Source organism: Streptomyces sp. NPDC007991, assembly GCF_042958445.1.
In the GTDB taxonomy this organism is placed as follows: domain Bacteria; phylum Actinomycetota; class Actinomycetes; order Streptomycetales; family Streptomycetaceae; genus Streptomyces.
Genome location: NZ_JBIBJD010000010.1, coordinates 265,496 through 283,597 on the forward strand (window position 1 = coordinate 265,496; position 18,102 = coordinate 283,597).

16 protein-coding genes and 2 pseudogenes are annotated in these 18,102 nt (G+C 69.8%); 13 read left to right on the top strand and 5 right to left on the bottom strand.

Features of this window, described 5'->3' with window-relative positions:
* Window positions 1-254: 254 nt before the first annotated feature.
* The 8 genes and pseudogenes from ACFZDA_RS28695 to ACFZDA_RS28730 all read left to right on the top strand — a co-directional run bounded on the left by ACFZDA_RS28695 (window position 255) and on the right by ACFZDA_RS28730 (window position 7,317).
* Window positions 255-926, top strand: coding sequence for a hypothetical protein (locus ACFZDA_RS28695; protein WP_391086955.1), 672 nt, complete (start codon window positions 255-257; stop codon window positions 924-926).
* A gap of 85 nt (window positions 927-1,011) precedes the next feature.
* Window positions 1,012-1,611: a copper resistance protein CopC gene (locus tag ACFZDA_RS28700; protein WP_391086958.1), complete on the top strand. Its 600-nt coding sequence runs from the start codon at window positions 1,012-1,014 to the stop codon at window positions 1,609-1,611.
* Window positions 1,601-3,643 carry a cytochrome c oxidase assembly protein gene (locus ACFZDA_RS28705; protein WP_391086961.1) on the top strand — a complete coding sequence of 681 codons (2,043 nt, stop codon included), beginning with the start codon at window positions 1,601-1,603 and terminating at the stop codon, window positions 3,641-3,643. The genes ACFZDA_RS28700 and ACFZDA_RS28705 overlap by 11 nt, the downstream gene beginning before the upstream one ends.
* Complete coding sequence (locus ACFZDA_RS28710; RefSeq protein WP_391086964.1) at window positions 3,640-4,308, top strand: thioredoxin domain-containing protein; 669 nt, start codon at window positions 3,640-3,642, stop codon at window positions 4,306-4,308. The genes ACFZDA_RS28705 and ACFZDA_RS28710 overlap by 4 nt, the downstream gene beginning before the upstream one ends.
* A 139-nt stretch (window positions 4,309-4,447) precedes the next feature.
* Window positions 4,448-5,151, top strand: a pseudogene (locus tag ACFZDA_RS28715) (cytochrome c biogenesis CcdA family protein).
* A 136-nt stretch (window positions 5,152-5,287) separates the two neighbouring features.
* Window positions 5,288-5,743, top strand: a complete 456-nt coding sequence (locus ACFZDA_RS28720; RefSeq protein WP_391086967.1) for a DUF3093 family protein — start codon at window positions 5,288-5,290, stop codon at window positions 5,741-5,743.
* A gap of 77 nt (window positions 5,744-5,820) precedes the next feature.
* Window positions 5,821-6,522 carry a hypothetical protein gene (locus ACFZDA_RS28725; protein WP_391086970.1) on the top strand — a complete coding sequence of 234 codons (702 nt, stop codon included), beginning with the start codon at window positions 5,821-5,823 and terminating at the stop codon, window positions 6,520-6,522.
* 42 nt (window positions 6,523-6,564) lie between these two features.
* A complete protein-coding gene (locus ACFZDA_RS28730) occupies window positions 6,565-7,317 on the top strand; it encodes a DUF1775 domain-containing protein (RefSeq protein WP_391086973.1) in 753 nt (250 codons plus the stop codon).
* Between the two features lie 151 nt (window positions 7,318-7,468).
* On the opposite strand, the gene ACFZDA_RS28735 is transcribed toward ACFZDA_RS28730, so the two are convergent.
* The 5 genes and pseudogenes from ACFZDA_RS28735 to ACFZDA_RS28755 form a co-directional block, all read right to left on the bottom strand.
* Complete coding sequence (locus ACFZDA_RS28735) at window positions 7,469-9,433, bottom strand: copper resistance protein CopC (protein WP_391086976.1); 1,965 nt, start codon at window positions 9,431-9,433, stop codon at window positions 7,469-7,471.
* A 59-nt stretch (window positions 9,434-9,492) separates the two neighbouring features.
* On the bottom strand, window positions 9,493-9,939 hold the full coding sequence (locus ACFZDA_RS28740; RefSeq protein ID WP_391087252.1) for a hypothetical protein: 447 nt from the start codon (window positions 9,937-9,939) through the stop codon (window positions 9,493-9,495).
* 210 nt (window positions 9,940-10,149) lie between these two features.
* A pseudogene (locus ACFZDA_RS28745) lies at window positions 10,150-11,503 on the bottom strand (SulP family inorganic anion transporter).
* 78 nt (window positions 11,504-11,581) lie between these two features.
* On the bottom strand, window positions 11,582-12,193 hold the full coding sequence (locus ACFZDA_RS28750) for a carbonic anhydrase (protein ID WP_391086979.1): 612 nt from the start codon (window positions 12,191-12,193) through the stop codon (window positions 11,582-11,584).
* 147 nt (window positions 12,194-12,340) lie between these two features.
* On the bottom strand, window positions 12,341-12,724 hold the full coding sequence (locus ACFZDA_RS28755; RefSeq protein WP_391086982.1) for a hypothetical protein: 384 nt from the start codon (window positions 12,722-12,724) through the stop codon (window positions 12,341-12,343).
* Window positions 12,725-12,969: 245 nt separating this feature from the next.
* On the opposite strand from ACFZDA_RS28755, the gene ACFZDA_RS28760 reads away from it, so the two are divergent.
* The 5 genes from ACFZDA_RS28760 to ACFZDA_RS28780 all read left to right on the top strand — a co-directional run bounded on the left by ACFZDA_RS28760 (window position 12,970) and on the right by ACFZDA_RS28780 (window position 18,089).
* Window positions 12,970-13,554, top strand: a complete 585-nt coding sequence (locus tag ACFZDA_RS28760) for a hypothetical protein (RefSeq protein ID WP_391086985.1) — start codon at window positions 12,970-12,972, stop codon at window positions 13,552-13,554.
* 126 nt (window positions 13,555-13,680) lie between these two features.
* Window positions 13,681-14,832, top strand: a complete 1,152-nt coding sequence (locus tag ACFZDA_RS28765) for a pyridoxal-phosphate dependent enzyme (RefSeq protein WP_391086988.1) — start codon at window positions 13,681-13,683, stop codon at window positions 14,830-14,832.
* Window positions 14,829-16,082, top strand: a complete 1,254-nt coding sequence (locus tag ACFZDA_RS28770; protein ID WP_391086990.1) for an MFS transporter — start codon at window positions 14,829-14,831, stop codon at window positions 16,080-16,082. The genes ACFZDA_RS28765 and ACFZDA_RS28770 overlap by 4 nt, the downstream gene beginning before the upstream one ends.
* 658 nt (window positions 16,083-16,740) lie before the next feature.
* Window positions 16,741-17,397, top strand: a complete 657-nt coding sequence (locus ACFZDA_RS28775; protein ID WP_391086993.1) for a DUF3105 domain-containing protein — start codon at window positions 16,741-16,743, stop codon at window positions 17,395-17,397.
* An 89-nt stretch (window positions 17,398-17,486) separates the two neighbouring features.
* The gene (locus ACFZDA_RS28780; protein ID WP_391086996.1) at window positions 17,487-18,089 is read left to right on the top strand and encodes a DUF305 domain-containing protein; all 603 of its coding nucleotides are present in this window, start codon (window positions 17,487-17,489) and stop codon (window positions 18,087-18,089) included.
* Window positions 18,090-18,102: the final 13 nt, after the last annotated feature.

The following is an 18,102-nucleotide window of genomic DNA, read 5'->3' on the forward strand; positions in this document are numbered from 1 at the left end:
AGTGAAACGCATCCATGCACATATTGCAAAGTCTGCATCTGTGACCGTTGTCATGTCCGTTAACAAGCCTCTGACCTGTGCAAACTTGTCGATCATGTGAAGCGGGCGGGCAGCGTTTCCGCAAGCTCTACCCTGTCGTGAAGCTGCGGTCAGGGTGGCCGGTACGCTGCCGGGTGTGCGGGGCTGCGATCCCATGCTCCGTCACCCGCCCCGTCCGCTCCATGTTGCACCAACTTCCTGAAGGCCTCGATCTGATGCGTACGCACTGGCTGCGAGGACCCGGCTCGCCGGCGTCCGGTGTGCTGCGCGGGCTTCGGGCCGGGGTGCTTGCCCTGCTCTGCGTGCTCCTGCCGCTGGCCGGGCACGTGCTGGCGCAGTGCCACGCACCCCGCTGGATCATCGTGGCAGCGATGGCCGCTGTGGCCGTGCCTGGTGCTGTGCTGCTGACGCGGCGTCGGCTGACGGACGCCCAGTTGCTGGGCGTGCTCGCGGCTGCGCAGTTGGCCTACCACGCTGCTTACTCCCTGCCCGGGGCTTGTGCGGCGGTCACGAGCCAGGACGGTTTCGCCGGTGGCCTGTCCGGGCTGGTCGACCATGACGCGGTCGCCGGGCAGCCGCCCGGAGTGATGTTGGCCGGTCACCTGGTCACCCTGCTGCTCGCTGCGCGTCTGCTGGGCACCACTGAGCGGCTGCTGTGGCAGAGCAGGTCGTTGCTGAGGGTCGTCCGCCGACTGCTGCTGTTCCTGTGGCCGCTGCTGAGTGGCCGCCACGACACAGGCCCGCGGACCACGTTCCCGGAGAGCACAACGCCGCCGATGTCGGCGCTGCTGGTGCGGCTGCATGAGGGCCGGGCGCCCCCACGGTACGGGCGCCGCCCGCTTGCCCTTCTCCGGCCGATGCCGATCAGCGGTCCCTGCTTGCCCTGACGGGCACTGTGCGAGGGTGACCGCGCGGCGGGCCGGCCCCTTCGTCCCGGCGGCCAGGTCGCCGGGGGACAGAGAGTCCCGCACCATGAACGTCACCGACCGGCGTGCCGCCCGCACGGCGGCGCGCGTCCTCGTCGCACCCGCCGCCCTGGCGGTGCTGGCAGTCGCGGCTCCGCAGGCCGCCGCGCACACCGAGCTCGACACCAGCAGCCCCGGCAAGAGCGCCACCCTCGCCGGGCTGCCCTCGCGCGTCACTTTGACCTTCAGCGACGCGATGACCCGGAAGTACGCCAAGGTCGCCATCACCGGCCCGGACGGCAAGTCGGCTGCCGCAGGAGACCCACAGGTCGACGGCAAGACCGTGGCCCTCCCAATCGACACGGCGTCCCCGCCCGGCCGTTACACCGTGGGGTACCGGGTGGTCTCCGCCGATGGCCACCCGGTCTCGGGCTCGTACACCTTCATCGTGCGGGCGACCGGCAGCCCGAGCGCGTCGCCGCGGGCTGCGGAGACAGCCGACGCGCCGGCCCCGCCTACCTCCCGTACGGCCGCAGCGGACCAGGCCGGTGAGGAGTGGTCCGGCATCGGTGCCTCCGCCCTCTTCGGTGGAGGGGCGCTGGCCCTGGTCGTGGCGGCGGTGGGCGCGTACGCGGCGCGGCGGAGGCGGGCCGGTCATGGCGACTGAGGGCGCCACCAGGACCGGGCGACTGTCACGGCTTCCCCTCGTGCTGCTCGCGGCGGCGGGTGTGGCCGTCGCCGTGACCGTGGTCGGGATGTGGGCCGGTGGCGGTGCGGCGGTCGGGACCCCCGGCATCGAGGATGCCGGCGCCGTGACCGCGTGGGGTCTTCCGGTGGCCCGCACTGTCACGGACGCCGCCGCGGTGGCCACCGTCGGCGCACTTCTGCTGGTGGTCGTTCTGCTGCCTGGCGGCAAGAAGCTGTGCCCTGCGCAGTTGCGCTACCTGAACTGGGCTGCGGCTGCGGCGACGTTGTGGGCCGCCGGGTCGGCCGCCGCCCTGGTCTTCACGCTGTCGGACCTGTTCGCCCAGCCGGCCACGGAGATCGTCTCTCCCGGCGTGCTGGCGGACTTCGTCACGACGGATGCCCAAGGACGCTCGTACGCCCTGATGGCAGCGGCCGGCTGCGTGATCGCCATACTCTGCATCGGTATCGGAACAGCCCGATGGGCGCGATGGGCGCTGCTGGTCGCTGTCGCGGGCCTGCTGCCACCCGCCTTCACCGGCCATTCCTCCGCCTCCGGAAACCACGATGCCGCGGTGACGAGCCTCGCCCTGCACCTGGCGGGCGTGGCCGTGTGGGTCGGCGGACTGGTCTTCGTGCTGATCGCCGCTGCCCGGCGAGAGGAACAGGCAGCGGACGCGGCCCGGCGCTTCAGCCCGCTCGCCGCCTGGGCCCTGATCGCGGTCGCGGCCAGCGGGCTCGTCAACGCCACAGTCCGGCTCCCGTCCCCGGAGGAGGTGTTCACCAGCCGGTACGGGCTGATGATCCTCGGCAAGGTGATCGCGCTCGCGCTGCTGGGTGGCATCGGCTGGTGGCACCGGCGGCGCACATTGCCCGCGCTCGCGAACGGCGTAAGGGGGGCGTTCGTCCGACTGGCGGCCGGTGAACTGCTGCTCATGGCGGCGGCGATGGGCCTCGCGGTGGCCTTGTCCCGGACACCGCCGCCCGGCGAACAGGACGCTTCGCTCTCGCCCACCGAGGAACTTCTCGGCTTTCCCATGCCGCCGCCGCTGGGCGACTTTCCCTGGACTCCACTGTTCACGCAGTGGCACTTCGATCCGCTGTTCGCCTTCGGAACGGCCGCTGCCGCCCTGCTGTACCTCGCGGGGGTGCGGAAGCTGCGAGCCCGGGGCGACAAGTGGCCGGTCGGGCGGACGGTGTCGTGGCTGCTGGGTCTGGCGGTGGCCGTCCTGGCCACGATGAGCGGCCTCGCGGTGTACGGCAAGGTGCTGTTCAGCGTGCACATGGGCCAGCACATGATCCTCGCGATGACGGTGCCGATCCTGCTGGTGCTGGGCGCGCCCGCCACGCTGGCTTTGCGTGCGCTCCCCGCCGTCCCGAAGGGGGAACCGGACGGTCCGCGCGAGATGCTGCTGAAGCTGCTGCACAGCCGCTACGTGAAGCTCGTCTCGAATCCGGTCGTGGCGAGCCTGCTGTTCATCGGCAGTGCCTTCGTCGTCTACTACACCTCGCTGTTCGAGACGCTGATGGGCAGCCACCTCGGGCACATGTTCATGCTGGTGCACTTCCTGGCCGCCGGGCTGCTGTTCTTCTGGGTGATCATCGGCATCGACCCCGGCCCGCGCCGCCCGCCGCACCTGGGCCGGCTGTTCGTGCTCATCCTCACGATGCCGTTCCACTCCTGGTTCAGCATCTCGCTGATGAGCTCGTCCGCGCTGATCGGAGAGGGCTGGTGGTCGCTGCTCGACCGGCCCTGGGTCGAGGACGCGATGGCCGACCAGTACGACGCCGGGGCCATCGCCTGGGCCACCGGTGACATCCCCGTCCTGATCACCACGATCATCCTCGCCATCCAGTGGGTCCGCTCCGACCTGCGTGAGGCACGCCGCGTCGACCGGCAGATCGACCGCGGCGACGCGGGCGACCCGCTCGCCGCCTACAACGCCTACCTGGCCGGCCTGCACTCCCGCGATCGGCGTCCCGCCCGCACCACAACCCCCACCGAGGAATCATGAAGAAGCTGTACAAGCACCTGATCGTCGTCGCAGTCCTAGTGGCCGGCTTCGCCGCCGCCCTGGGCTCCTACCTGCTCTTCAGGCCCGACGACCGCGGCAGCGCCGGGGTGGACGTGCAGCCCGCCGCCCAGGCGCAGCCCGTCCGTGCGTCCAGCCACCGCCTGAGCGAGCCGAAGCGGAGCGAACTCACGGTCGTCGAGTTCCTCGACTTCGAGTGCGAGGCGTGCGGGGCGTACTACCCCGTCGTGGAGCGGCTGCGCGAGGAGTACGGCGACCGGGTCACCTTCGTCGCCCGCTACTTCCCCATGCCCGGACACCGCAACGCCGAGCCCGCCGCACGCGCCGCCGAAGCCGCCGCACAGCAGGGCAAGTTCGAGGCGATGTACACCAAGCTCTTCACGACCCAGAAGGAGTGGGGCGAGTCGCAGGAGTGGAAGGAGTCCGTCTTCCGGGGCTACGCCAAGGATTTGGGGCTGAACATGAAGAAGTTCGACGCCGATTTCACCGATCCGGAGACGGCCGGACGCGTTCAGTACGACCAGCGTGACGGCGTTGGCTTGGGCGTCCAGGGCACTCCGACCTTCTTCCTCGACGGCACCAAGATCCAGCCCCCTGCCTCGTACAAGGAGTTCAAGGCACTCATCGACGACCGGCTGTCCGACTGACGGATGGGGGAGGCAGCATCATGCACCACCTGATCCACCAGGCCCGGCTCCTTCTGTGCTCGCGGCAACCCGCTCCGAAGGAGGCTGAGCTGTGGTGATCGCGGCCGGGTTGGAGGCCACTGTGCTCAGCGGCTCGCTCATGATGGCGCTGCCGATCGCGGTTCTCGCCGGGCGGTCTCCTTCTTCTCCCCGTGTGTTCTGCCGCTGGTTCCCGGTTATCTCTCCTACGTCACCGGGGTCAGCGGCGCCGACCTGGCGGAGGCGCGGCGTGGTCGCATCCTGGCCGGCACGCTGCTGTTCCTGGCCGGGTTCACCGCGGTGTTCGTCTCCTTCGGCGCCGCGTTCGGTTATGCGGGCAACGCCCTGCTGCAATACCAGGAGCCGCTGATCCGGATCCTGGGCGCACTGACGATCGTCATGGGCCTGTCCTTCATGGGTGTGCTGCCCGGGATGCGCAGGGAGTGGCGTCTGCACCGGCGCCCGACGATCGGGCTGGCCGGAGCGCCCATGCTGGGCGTGGTCTTCGGCATCGGCTGGACGCCGTGCATCGGCCCAACCCTGGCCGCTGTCCAGGCACTCGCATTCAGCGAGGCCAGCGCCGGGCGTGGTGCGTTCCTCACTGTCGCCTACTGCGTCGGTCTGGGGGTGCCCTTCATCGTGGCGGGGTTGGCGTTCCGCAAGGCGCTCGGGGTGTTCGCCTGGGTCAAGGCTCACCACCAGTGGGTGATGCGGATCGGCGGCGGCATGATGATCGCCACCGGCCTGCTGATGGTCACCGGCGTGTGGGGCTACCTGATCAGCCAGATGCAGACCTGGTCCGCTGATTTCACCGTCGGCATCTAGATGCCACTGGAGCAGCCATCAGGCGAGCGCGCACACGGCCAGCGCGGCCGCGCTGACTCCTCACGCATCCGTCCGCGCGTCGTTGCGCGCGTGAACACGTCCCACCCGACTGACGTACACGACAAGGTGAACGCCCGTGCTCCGTACCAGCCGACTCCTCTACGACGAACGTCTGACCGCTCCCAGGTCCTGGTGGGCCATATCCGTCCTCTTCGGTCTCTCCCTGGCCGCGGTCTTCATGCCCTACGGGCTCATTGCGGCCCTCATAGCCCTGGCCATCGGCACCTGTCTGGCCGGGATGTACGTCAGCGCGCAGGGATCGACCCGCATCCGGGTCACCGAGGACACGCTGTTCGTCGCGGATGCCCGCATCCCGCTGGCCGCGCTGGGGCAGCCGGAGGTCCTGGAGGGCGAGGAAGCCAGGGCCTGGCGGACGTACAAGGCCGATCTGCGGGCTTTCATGGTGATGCGCAGCTTCATCCCCGGGGCGGTGCGCGTCGAGGTCCTCGACCCGGGCGATCCCACTCCGTATCTCTATCTGTCCACCCGGACCCCGGACCGGCTCGCCCAGGCGATCGCTACCCGGGACTGACCGCGCCGCCCGGCGAGTCGGGCCTCGTACGGCTGTTTCCGGGACGGCCGCCGAACGGCGGAGGATGATGGGCGATCGTGCAGCGTGATCGCGTGACCAGGCACGAAGCGCTTGCCTCAACACGTTTGGCGAGCCGCGCGGGAGCGTGCGCCCGGGCCGGCCTGTTCGCTGTGCTCGGAACCGTGCTGGCGACCTTCGGCCACCACGCGATCGTCGAAAGCGCAGTGCCCTGGCGGCTCATGGGCCTGGCGATGGTGGCTCAGCTCGCGGCCGTCTGGCCGCTGGCACGCCGCCGCTACACGCCTGCCGCGACCGTCGTGTGCACGCTGGTCACGCAGGGTGTGCTGCATGTCGCGCTGTCCTTCATGGACGGCGACACTCGGCGGGCGATGCCCGGGCACGCGATGCACACCGGGCACGGCTCGGCCGAAGTCGGGGACGGGCACACCTGGCATCATGCCGGTACGGCGATGACCACGGTGCACGTGGTCGCCGCGCTGGTCGTGGCCTGGCTGCTGCATCGGGCAGACGCACGCATGACGGCCGCGCTCGGCGTGCTGGGCACGCTCGCCAGGAAGGCTGCGGCTGCACTGGCCCATGTGCTGCCGCGGCTGGTGCGCCGCACCGGCGGGATGCCGTTCGCGTTGCCCGACCGGGGGCTCGGCGCCTGTGTCGAGGTAGCGGCACGGGTATGGGACGACGTACTGGAGCATGCGGTGGTGCGCAGGGGACCACCGCGATCAGAGCATCTCCGGTCCGTCACCCGGCCCGGCGTCTGAGGGCCGACTCTTCCCCTATCAGCAAGGAGTTCCCCTGTGCCAATGTCCATGTCCCCGGTGGCCCGAACCGGTCGCCAGATCGCTCTTGCCGGTGCCGCCGCGCTGACGGCCACGCTCGCCCTGGCCGCACCGGCCGCCGCGCACGCGGAAGTCGAGGCCGACACCCCGCAGGCCCTCGCCGAGAACGTCACCCTCACGTTCGTCTCCGAGGCTGAATCCGCCTCTGCGGGCTTCACCCAGATGCGTGTCGTGCTGCCGGACGGCATCGCCTTCGGAGACGTGACGCTCACCGAAGCTCCCAAGGGCTGGAAGCTGAAGGCCACCGACGGCGGATACACGGTGGCCGGCCCCGCCCTGAAGGCGGGAGTCGACGCCGAGCACAAGATCAAGGTCCGGCAACTGCCCGATGCGAAGGAGATCGCGTTCAAGACGATCGAGACCTACAGCGACGGCGAAATCTCCCGCTGGATCGAGCTGCCCGGCGGGGACACCGAGCCCAAACAGCCCGCGCCCGTCCTGAAATTGAAGGCGGCAGCGCCCGGAGCGACTGCGGTCAGCCCCAGCCCGACCGAGAGTGAGGCGGCCAGCCCGACCGAGAGTGAGGCGGCCAGCCCGACCCCGTCGGCCACGGAGTCGAACACCGCGGCCACCGGTTCTGACACGGACGACAAGGCCGCCGAGAGGGACAGCAGTTCGGCGGGCCTGGGCATCGCCGGGGTGGTCGTGGCGCTGCTCGCCGTGGGCGGGGGCGCGTGGTGGCTCGTGAAGCGACGCGCCAGCGCGTCGTCCAGCTGACCGTCGCTGACGTCTAAGTGGGGCGGAAGTGGTTCCGCCCCACATACGGCCGCAGTTGGCCCGGAAGTGGTGGTGCCGCCGGTCCGCTGCTGACCGGGGCCCTTCGAGGTGACGGCCCGGGGCAGCAAAGCTGAGCAGTGTCGTCGTCCGGTCAGGTCGGCGACGGCTTGATGGTCACGTTCTTGGTGACGGTGACCTGGTCGATGTCGGTGACACGTACGGCGACCCGCAGGGTCCAAGTGCCGGGTACCGGAATGCGCAGGCGGTCGCTGATCCAATATCCGCCCCGGTTGATGAGCTTCGCGTCTAGGGGGCCGATCCGCTGGGCGTGCTGGGTGAGGGTGAGCTGGAGTTCGGGGACCGCGATCACGCCCCCGTCGGCACCGAACAGCAGAATTTCCACCGTGTTGTCGCCCACGCGGCCGGGCAGGAAGGTGATCTGCACCCTGCCGTTGCCGTTCGGTGTGCCGGTGTCGAACGGAATCACCGCCACCTGCGCCGCCGGTGCCCGGGCTGCCGCGAGCGCGGCGGCGCTCTGGGTGGCGGCGCGGCTGGGCTGAGTGCCCGTGAGCAGCGTGGTGATCGCCAGGACGACGACACCGAGCAGGGCTTCGACGGCGACAGACCGGCGCAGGGCGCGTCGGTGGTGGTCGGTGGCTGGCGGCGAGGAAGTGTCGGCAGAGTCCGGGCCGTCGGCCGAATCGTACGGAGCGGAAGACTCGGCGGTGCTGGCGCCGCCCACAGCGGTCGAAGCACCGGCGCCTACGGTCTGCGCCGCAGGTACGGGATGGGGTTCGGCTGCCGAGACGGATTCCTTCGGCGGATGCTCCTGGATGAGCTGAGCCGTCCACCGGCGGGAGGACGCAGCCACGGTCAGCACCAGCACCACGGCGATGGACTTGAAGACGAGGAGTCGGCCGTACTCGGTGGTGGACAGGGCCTCGACGGAGCCCACCTGCCGCCAGGACTGGTAGATGCCGGTGGTGACCAGGACGACGACCGCGGCGAAGGCCAGCCGAGAGAAGCGCGCGACCGCCGCCGCCGGGATCACTGTGTGGGCGGGGGCCGGGAACAGGGCGACCACGAGTGCGACCAGACCGCCGAGCCACACCGCCATGGCGAGCAGATGCAGCACGGCGACCGGGATCGCCAGCGGAACATGGAGACCGGCGGAGGCGTGCTCGGCGGCGGCCCAGGTGAGGGCCAGACCCACGGCGAGCAGCGCGCCGACGACATGTACGCCGATGCCGGACTGCGGTTTCTCGGCGGGCTGATCGGTCGGTGCGGATCCGCTGGCCGCACGGCTCGGTTGCCTGTCGGCTTCGCGGCGGAGCCGCACGGCGAACAGAGCCAGGAGGACGCCTGCCACCATGACCAGGACGAGCCGTGAGCCCAGTGCCAGCCCGCTCCTGCCCATGAGGGTTCGGCCCAGCAGCGACAGGTCGAGCACCGCAGTAAGGCTCTTGCCGCTCTCATAGGGGCCGCGCAGCAGCAACAGCACGATGGTGGAGGCGAACAGCGCTGCCCATCCGGTCAGTAGCAGCTTGCGCAGCGGGCGCAGTGTGGCGCTGGCCGGCCAGCAGTGGAGGGTGAACAGCGCGATGCCGATGAGCAGGGCTAGAGCGCCGTAAGCGACGTAGCGGAAGAACCCGTACGGGCGGGTAAGGGACGTGTCGGGGCGGGACTCGGCCGGCACTGTGGCGGCGTTGGGGGAGGGCTCGCCGATGGAGAAGGTGAACGCGCCGGAGATCGGGTGGCTGTCCGAGGAGACGACCCGCCAGGACACGGTGTAGGTACCTTCGGGCAGCTTGTCGGTCAGTCTGACGCGGGCGGTGTTCGTCTTCCCGGCCGCGTGCTGGACCGATCCCCGGTCGACGCGCAGGTTCTTCGGGGACAGGACGCGCAGGGAGCCGTCGGCGAGGCGGACGGCTTCGTTGAAGGTGAGGGTGACCTGCTTCGGTGCGGTTTTGAGGACGGAGACGTCCGCTGGGTCGGATCGGGTCACGATGGCGTGTGCGGAGGCGGGTCCCGCGCCGCCGAGCAAGAGGGCGAGCACAGTGCCGACCAGGACCAGCGCGGCCAACGGGGTCTTGGCCCGGCGTGATGCCGTGGGCATGAAGCAGCCTCCGAACAGGCAAGTCGTACGTGGCCGTGGGGGGTGGAGGGGGAGTGCCGCTACGACGCCTTCGGGGCGGGCGTCGGACCTATGCCCCGCAGCTGCTGAATGGTTCCGCCGAGCTTGGAACGGAACTCGTCCAGCATCTTCGGCTCTTTCGCGCTGACGATCCACCGCGAGCCGACCAGGTACTTGCCCCCGTAGATGGCAGCGGACTCCAGCCAGGTCTGCTTGTACTTCTCCTCAGGGAAGGTCGTGATGAGGTAGTCGACCTTCGGCGTGTGGCAGAGGCCCTGGCGCAGTTCGTCCGCCTCGATGCGGATCTTGGGCTTGCAGCCGGTCAGTTGCGCGATCACCTCTACTTTCGCCGGTGCTACGACCCCGGCTGCGGGAGCGGCTGAGATCTTCGAAGGGTCGCTGTTCACCGCAGCGTCGTCCGCTCCACCGCTGCACGCTGTGGCAAGGGGGAGAAGGGCGAGGCTTCCCGCGAGCGCGGCGCCGCGTATCAGGCGGGTGGTGGGCAGAGTACGGCTGGTGCGTCCTCGGTGCGGCTGCTGTGGCACGTGCCTTCTCCGTCTCCGGGCTGTTCCTGCCGCACCGGGCGGTGAGGCATACGACTACGACTAGGGGTACGGGTGAAAGCTCATCCCTGTTCACCCCGGTATGTCACGGCTGGTCCGTGGAGCGGCCGGAACACCGCCCCACGGACCGATGGCTCACGCCGAGGCGGGGGCGCGCTCGGGGTGAACGGTGTGGGCGTTGTGCTGATCCGCCCAGTGCTGCAGGGCGCTCATGCAGGCGTGGTCGAGGTGCCGCAGTCCGGCGAGGTTGAGCTCCACCGGTCGGTCGGCGGGCAGCTGTTCCAGGGCGTCGAGGATGCGCGGCAGGCGCAGGAAGGTGGCGTGGCCGCGGATCCGCACTCGCACCGGCCCTTCACCGGCATCGTCGATGTCGATGTGGACGTGTGAGGTCTCCCAAGCCGCCTTGACCACGGCGAGCAGCAGTCCGATCAGGACGCCCTCGAACATGTTGGTGACCAGGATGGCCCCCGCTGTGATCACCAGCACCACGGCTGAGGGCGGCGAACAGGAGCAGCCACACGCCGTGCAGGACGCGGGAGACCTTGGTCTTGGCGCCCGCTTGGACGTTGGCTGCGCTGCGAACGATCACCGCGGTCATCGGCAGGGCGCCCAGCATCCCGCACAGGGTGTTGCCGGCGCCCTGGGCCATCAGCTCCTTGTCGTAGTCCGTCTTCGGGCCGTCGTGCAGGCGGTCCACCGCGGCGGCGCTGAACAGCGACTCGGCTGAGGCGATCAACGTGAACGCGACGATGGTGGTCAGCAGACCGACTTCCGCCAGGCGTGCGAAGTCGCTTCCGCCGGGCGGCTGGATCGCCTCCACCAGTCCGCTGACCTCGACACGGGCGATGGGCAGGTCGAGGAGGGCGGTGGCGAGGGTCGCCACACCGACCGCGACCAGCGGACCGGGCAACAGCTGGGCCTTATCGGGCAGCTTCTTCCACAGCGTCATGACGACGACCGTCCCGGCGCCGATGCCGACGGCGATCAGGGCGGGGTCCGAGGTGATGACGTCGAACGCCAGCCCGGGCAGTCCGGCGATGTTCGATGTGCCGCTGCCCGGTGCCTTGCGGTCGGCGAGGGCGTACACCTGTCCGGCGATCAGCACCAGGCCGATACCGGCGAGCATCCCGTGCGCCACGGACAGTGAGATGGCGCGGAAGAAGCGGCCCAGACGCAGGGCGCCGAGGGTGAGTTGGAGCAGGCCGGAGGCCAGCACGATCACGCCGAGGGCGGACAGCCCGTAGTCGTTGACGGCGGTGAAGACCAGGACGGTCAGGCCGGCCGCCGGGCCGCTGACCTGGAGGCTGCTGCCGGGCAGCAGTCCGGTGACCAGACCGCCGACGATGCCGGTGATCAGGCCCAGTTCGGCCGGGACGTCGGAGGCGACGGCGACGCCCACGCACAGCGGGACGGCGACGAGGAAGACGACCAGGGAGGAGGTGAAGTCGGTGCGCAGGGCGGACCGTAGGGATGCGAAGGGTGAGGTCATGGCGTTCTCTCTGTGGGGGAAGGAACGTCGCGTGGCACGCGACCGGAACGGGTGTGTGCGGGGCCGTGGTCCGGTCGGTCACAGGGGCTTGAAGGCGCGGGTGCCGGGCATGGCGAAGAGGACTTCGCCGGTCTCGACGGTGTAGTACCAGCCGTGCAGCCGCAGCCGCCCCGACGACAGACGCCGGGAGATGAAGGGGTAGCTGCGCAGGTGGGCGAGCTGAGTGAGCACGTGCTGCTGGGTCACGGCGGTGGGGTCCTCGCCCAGGCCCTGGATCTGCCACGGCTCGTCTGCCTTGCCGCGGTGGCCGGCCCGGGACAGCCAGCGTCGTACCAGCGGCATCGTGTGGACGTTCTGCTCGCGAATCAGTCCCTGGACGGCGCCGCAGTGGGAGTGGCCGCACACGATGATGTCGGGCACCTGCAGGGCCTGGACGGCGAATTCCAGGGATCCGGCCACACCGCAGGCGGCCTGCCCTCGGTAGGGCGGGACGATGTTGCCCGCGGTGCGCACTTCGAACAGGTCACCGGGGCGGGCACCGGTGATCATGGCGGGGACGACGCGGGAGTCGGAGCAGGAGATGAACAGGGCCTGGGGCTGCTGGCCCCGCGCCAGTTGAGCGAACTCCTCCTGCTGGTCGGCGGCGACCTTCTCGGGGAACGAACGAGCGTGCTCGATGAGAGCGTGCATGGGAATGGGCCTCGTGACTCTTCGTAGGGCTCTCTGGATGAAAGGGTGCGAAGAGGGCGTGCTGCGGGCTTCCGGGTATGCCGGCTCCACCGCGGTCGGCGATGGGGAGCAGCGGACGATGGAAGTGTGCTCGCAGCACGCTGCCGATCAGCAGCGGAACGTTTGCAAGCTACTGGGCGTGGGCGCTGCTCCCGAGGCCGGGTTGCGGACGTCTCTTGCCGTGCGTGGCAGAGCTGGGCGGGATCCGGCGGTCACGATGGCGGGGTCTTCCGCGGCCTTGTCCAGCTGTGCGGGCTCGGAGACGGGCTCGCTCGCTCGGGGCAGCCACGCTGGAGCGTCGAGTGCCTCCGCATGGAGCTCGGAGCTCTTGTGCGAGTGCACCAGCAAGGCTGTGGGGTCGTACGTCTTCCTGGACTCCGGTTCGACGGCCGGGGCCATCGCGGGCGTGGCCAAGGGAGCGGCTGTGGAGTGGTGGGGCGTGGCGATGTGCAGCAGCAGGGCGGCAGCCAGCAGCACGATGGCTGCCGTCATGCGCCGTATCACTGCTGGACCCCCGATGGTTCGCTTTCTGCCGATGCCGGAACGTTACCGGGCCGTGCTCCTCGTGCGTGCTGAACTCCGCAGAAGAAGGGGTGAGATGACCAACACGCCGTCCCTCATCGCACGAGCAATCTCCCAATTGGGAGAGAGTCGCCCGTTGTAGCGCGCGAGTGGGTCCGGCCTGGGGCGGCCATGGCCGGCCCTGTCGGACGCGCTGGATTCCCCCGTTACGGTGAATGACCGCATCCGGTGTCCTGGCAGCGCTGACCCGCTCGACCAGCGACGAAGCTTGGATTCAGCGCCGGATGGCGGATGCCGCAGCTGACGGCGACTCCAGTTCCCGACGCGCACTTTATGCGCATGGTCAATTACGTTCTGTGTTGATGGGTGTCTGGTCGGCGAGCCGCAGCAACCGCCCCGTGTCGCGGACCGGGGTGGTGCTCGCGGTGCTCTTGGCCGCACTGGTACACGTGCTGGCGTGCGGCCACGGACCCGCCCCGGCTGGAGGGGGCCGTGCGGATGCGATCCTGATCGTCTCCACCGCATCCTCCGGGCCGTCTTCTTCGGCGGCCTGCGATGCGTCGCCCCAGGCGCCCGATCCGGCCAAGGACGGCAGGGTGCACTGCTTCGGCCTGGACGAGCCGACTGCGCAGCCGTCGCGTGACGGCACGCCGGTCGCTGATTCGGTTCACGATCGGCCGACCGCCGAGCCCGTCGGCACGTCACCCGATGACCTGCGACAGTGGCCACAAGCGTCCCCGGATCTCGCCCCCTCGTCCGTTCACCGCGAGCGGGCCCGCCTCGGCGTGTGGCGGACCTGATCGCTCCTGAGCCGGTAGTCCGGACGGCACTCGTATGCCCCGGCGTCGGCTCCCGCTCAGTCCAGCCTCCTCCACCACTCAACGGCCGTCAGCCGTGTGCGCCGCCGGCCGCGGGAGAAGCACGCCATGAACCAGACCACCCCCACCGCGAGTCTCGTCGCACCCGCCCAACTCCTCGCCGACACCAAACGCCCGATGCACACCCCCGCCGGACTGGTCGGTGACACCCCCGTCCTGTGGATCGGCGCACCTTTCACCGCTGCCGGACGGGGCTTCTGGGCCAAACTCGAGGGCCACAACCCCGGTGGCATCAAGGACCGCACCGCCCTGCACATGCTCCGCGCCGCCCGGGACCGCGGGCAGCTCCTGCCCGGCGCCCGCATCGTCGAGTCCACCTCCGGCACGCTCGGCCTCGGCCTGGCCCTGGCCGGTGCCACGTACGGTCACCCGGTCACCGTCGTCACCGACCCCGGTATGGAACCCCTGATGACCGGGCTCCTCACGGCGTACGGCGCCGAAGTGGAACTCGTCGACACCCCACACCCCACAGGGGGGTGGCAGGAGGCCCGCCGTCGGCGGGTCGAGGAACTGCTCACCGTCCACACCGATGCCTGGTGCCCGGACCAGTACAACAACCCCGACAACGTCGCCGCCTACGCCCCGCTCGCCCACGAACTCGTCGCCCAGCTCGGCCGGATCGACACTCTCGTCGTCTCCGTCGGCACCGGCGGCCACTCAGCCGGGATCGCCTCCGTGCTACGCGGCTTCTTCCCCCGCCTTCGCGTGGTCGGCGTGGACACGACCGGGTCGACCATCTTCGGCCAGCCCGCTGCACCACGGCTGATGCGGGGCCTGGGCAGCAGCATCCACCCCCGTAACGTCGCCTACGACCTGTTCGACGAGGTGCACTGGGTCGCCGCTCCAGAAGCCGTCTGGGCGGCACGCTGCCTGGCCCGTGACCACTACGCCACCGGCGGCTGGAGCGTCGGCGCCGTCGCGCTCGTCGCCCGCTGGCTGGCATGCACCCTGTCGGCCGAGAACCGGGTCGTCGCAGTCTTCCCCGACGGGCCGCAACGCTACGTGGGCACCGTCTTCAACGACGCCTACTGCCGTGAACACGGCCTCCTGGACCACCGGCCCGCCGATGAGCCCGACATGATCACCCACTCCAGCGACCGGACCGTGACCCGCTGGACGCGCTGCACGCATGTGATCGATCCCCTCGCCACGGCCGAGCCCGATGCCGCCGCCCACACCCTCGCAGGAGCCGTCCGATGAACAACCTGTGGCGGCAGACCCGCTCCTTCCCGCCCGCCGCGCGGCTGCTGATGGCCAACCAGTTCGCCATCAACCTCGCCTTCTACATGCTCATGCCCTACCTCGCCGCCCACCTCTCCGGTGGGCTCGGCCTGGCGGCCTGGGCGGTCGGACTCGTCCTGGGCGTGCGGAACTTCTCCCAGCAGGGCATGTTCCTCGTCGGCGGCACCATCGCGGACCGTTTCGGCTACAAGGCCCCGATCATGGCGGGCTGCCTGCTGCGCACCGCCGGCTTCGGCCTGCTCGGCTGGGTCGACAACCTCCCCGCCCTCATCGCCGCCTCGGCAGCCACCGGCTTCGCGGGCGCCCTGTTCAACCCGGCCGTCCGCGCCTACCTCGCCGCCGAGGCGGGCGAGCGGCGCGTGGACGCCTTCGCCACCTTCAACGTCTACTACCAGGCCGGCATGCTCCTCGGCCCGCTGGTGGGGCTGGCCTTGCTGGCCACCGACTTCCGCCTCGTCTGCACGGTCGCCGCCGCGATCTTCGCCGTCCTGACCGTACTGCAAGGGCGTGCGCTGCCCGCCCGGAGAGGTGAGACGGCCGGCTCGAAGCCGGAGAAGGTCCTGACCCAGTGGGGCACGGTCGTGACCAACCGGCCCTTTCTGCTCTTCGCCACCGCGATGATCGGCTCGTACGTCCTGACCTTCCAGGTCTATCTGGCCCTGCCCTTGGCCGCCGACGACACCCTCGGCTCCAAGGGGACGTGGGTGACGAGCGGTTTGTTCGTCGTCTCGGCCGCAGTCGCCGTCATGGGGCAACTGCGGCTGACGGGCTGGGCCAAACTACGTTGGAGTCCCGCACAGGCGATGGTCCGCGGACTGGCCGTGATGGGCCTGGCCTTTCTGCCGTTGGCCCTCACACCGCCCGACGCCACCTCCGCCGTCCTCTTCGCCCTCGTGGGCGCCGTGGCGCTGCTCGCGGCCGGTAGCACGGTGGTCTATCCCTTCGAGATGGACACCGTCGTCACGCTCTCCGGCAACCATCTCGTCGCCACCCACTACGGCCTGTACAACACCGTCTCCGGCCTCGGCATCACTCTCGGCAACCTCGCCACCGGCGCCCTGTGGGACTTCGCCGAACGGCACGACGCCCTATGGCTGACCTGGTGCGCCCTGACCGTGACCGGGCTCGCCTGCGCGGTCTCCGTGAAAGCGCTCGCCCGCAGCGGACGCCTTGCCGCGCCGCGGGAACAGACAGCCGCCCTCGCCTGACCGGGCTTGGGGGCCGCCCCTCTCTGGCGTCCCCCGCACGGTTCGGCTTCCACGGTTGGCGCCCGAACGCCCCAGGACCCACAGGACCGATTAACATCACCGTGATGACGAGCAGGACGCCGCCGGTGCAGCGCAGACCCCGCGGAGCGTGGTGGACCACGTGGGCCCCGGACCTCTGCCTTGCTCTCGCCGTCCTGCTCACGGCTGTGGTGATGTGCCTGGACTACGCGGAACACGGCGACAGCCGTAACCCAACCGCTTCCCTAACCACCATGACCGACGCTTCCAGCCCGCCGATGCCGGCAGGCGACCCAGCCGAGCACCGCACCAGAGCGGTCGTACACGCGGGCGACTGTCCGACTGGCGATGTGTGCTGCGCTACAGCCGCACACGCGGCAGCCGCGGTACTCGCGGCCCCCGTTCAACCGATGTCGGCACTCCTGCCCCGCATGCCGGATCTCCCTTGGTGGCAGGTCAACCCCGCGCTTCTCGCCCAGCCTCCCCCGACCACCGGCGCTCCTGACCTCCACGTCCTTCAGGTGCTGCGGACCTGAGCGGATGCCATGACGCTGTGCGCTCACCCGTGCGCACGCGCTCAAAGACATCCACTCCATCCCCGCACCGACCGCCGTACGGCGGGACGGAAGGACACCCAGTCATGAGCAAGACGAGCAAGAAGGCCGCCGCAACGTCTCGCAAGGCCCGCATAGAGGAGATGCGCCGCGCCGAAAGAGCCCGCGAGCGCCGTAACCGCATCCTCACCATCACGCTCAGCGCGGTCATCGTCGCCGGAGTGGCCGGCTTCGGCGCGTATGCCCTGAACAAGGCCAACGAGAAGGACGAGCAGCAGGCCGCCGCCGCGAAGAAGCCCGTACGCGGAGAGAAGACGTGGGACGCGAAGAAGCTCGGCCGCAACCACGTCCAGTCCGCCGTCGACTACCCGATGAACCCGCCCGTCGGCGGCGACCACAGCCAGGCGTGGATGACCTGCGACGGCACCGTCTACACCAAGGCCATAGGCAAGGAGAACGCCGTCCACTCCCTCGAACACGGGGCGGTCTGGGTGACGTACAACGACAAGGCCGCCGACGCCGACATCAAGAAACTCAGCGACAAGGTCTCCAAGACCCCCTACACGCTGATGAGCCCCGTCGACGACCAGCCCGGGACGATCACGCTGTCGGCCTGGGGTTACCAACTCACCGTGGACAAGGCGTCGGACCCGCGAGTCGAGCAGTTTCTGACCAAGTACGTCCAGGGCTCGCAGACTCCTGAGCCGGGCGCCGCATGCACGAACGGACTGACCCAGACATGATGGACACACCCGTCATCGAGCACGGCACATCGGACGCCGACCAAGCCCCACGCGGTAAACCGGTGCTCGGCCGATGGGCGTTGGTGGCTATGGCGTCCCTTGTGGCCCTCGGTCTGGTGCTCTGGATCGTGGCTGCCTCCGGCAGCAAGGAGTCGCCCGGAACCCCTGCCACCGACTCGGCCGACGCCGGCTTCGCCCGCGACATGGCCGTCCACCACCAGCAGGCCGTCGAGACGTCCTTCATCGTCCGCGACCGCACCGACGACGAGGATGTACGCCGCCTCGCGTACGACATCGCCCAGACCCAGGCCAACCAGCGCGGCATGCTGCTGGGCTGGCTGGATCTGTGGGGCCTGCCCAAGGCGTCCACGGACGGCTACATGACCTGGATGAAGGACGCCCACGGCGGCCACTCGGGCCACGAAATCAAAGACGGTTCCCTGATGCCCGGGATGGCCACCAACACCGAACTCGACCAACTGCGCGAGGCCGAGGGCAAGGACGCTGAGATCCTCTATCTCCAGTTGCTCACCGACCACCACATGGGTGGAGTCACCATGGCACGAGGCTGCGCCCAGCAGTGCACGGTGCCGCAGGAACGGCAGCTGGCCCAGGGCATGGTCGAAGCCCAGCAGTCGGAGATGACGCTCATGGCCGACATGCTCAAGGAGCGCGGCTCGGCACCGAGGTGACGGAATGGTCCGT

Coding starts and splice junctions, on each gene's coding strand:
- ACFZDA_RS28695 (WP_391086955.1), top strand. CDS start 255: ATGCGTACGCACTGGCTGCGAGGACCCGGCTCGCCGGCGTCCGGTGTG.
- ACFZDA_RS28700 (WP_391086958.1), top strand. CDS start 1,012: ATGAACGTCACCGACCGGCGTGCCGCCCGCACGGCGGCGCGCGTCCTC.
- ACFZDA_RS28705 (WP_391086961.1), top strand. CDS start 1,601: ATGGCGACTGAGGGCGCCACCAGGACCGGGCGACTGTCACGGCTTCCC.
- ACFZDA_RS28710 (WP_391086964.1), top strand. CDS start 3,640: ATGAAGAAGCTGTACAAGCACCTGATCGTCGTCGCAGTCCTAGTGGCC.
- ACFZDA_RS28730 (WP_391086973.1), top strand. CDS start 6,565: ATGTCCATGTCCCCGGTGGCCCGAACCGGTCGCCAGATCGCTCTTGCC.
- ACFZDA_RS28735 (WP_391086976.1), bottom strand. CDS start 9,433: ATGCCCACGGCATCACGCCGGGCCAAGACCCCGTTGGCCGCGCTGGTC.
- ACFZDA_RS28750 (WP_391086979.1), bottom strand. CDS start 12,193: ATGCACGCTCTCATCGAGCACGCTCGTTCGTTCCCCGAGAAGGTCGCC.
- ACFZDA_RS28755 (WP_391086982.1), bottom strand. CDS start 12,724: ATGACGGCAGCCATCGTGCTGCTGGCTGCCGCCCTGCTGCTGCACATC.
- ACFZDA_RS28760 (WP_391086985.1), top strand. CDS start 12,970: ATGACCGCATCCGGTGTCCTGGCAGCGCTGACCCGCTCGACCAGCGAC.
- ACFZDA_RS28765 (WP_391086988.1), top strand. CDS start 13,681: ATGAACCAGACCACCCCCACCGCGAGTCTCGTCGCACCCGCCCAACTC.
- ACFZDA_RS28770 (WP_391086990.1), top strand. CDS start 14,829: ATGAACAACCTGTGGCGGCAGACCCGCTCCTTCCCGCCCGCCGCGCGG.
- ACFZDA_RS28775 (WP_391086993.1), top strand. CDS start 16,741: ATGAGCAAGACGAGCAAGAAGGCCGCCGCAACGTCTCGCAAGGCCCGC.
- ACFZDA_RS28780 (WP_391086996.1), top strand. CDS start 17,487: ATGGCGTCCCTTGTGGCCCTCGGTCTGGTGCTCTGGATCGTGGCTGCC.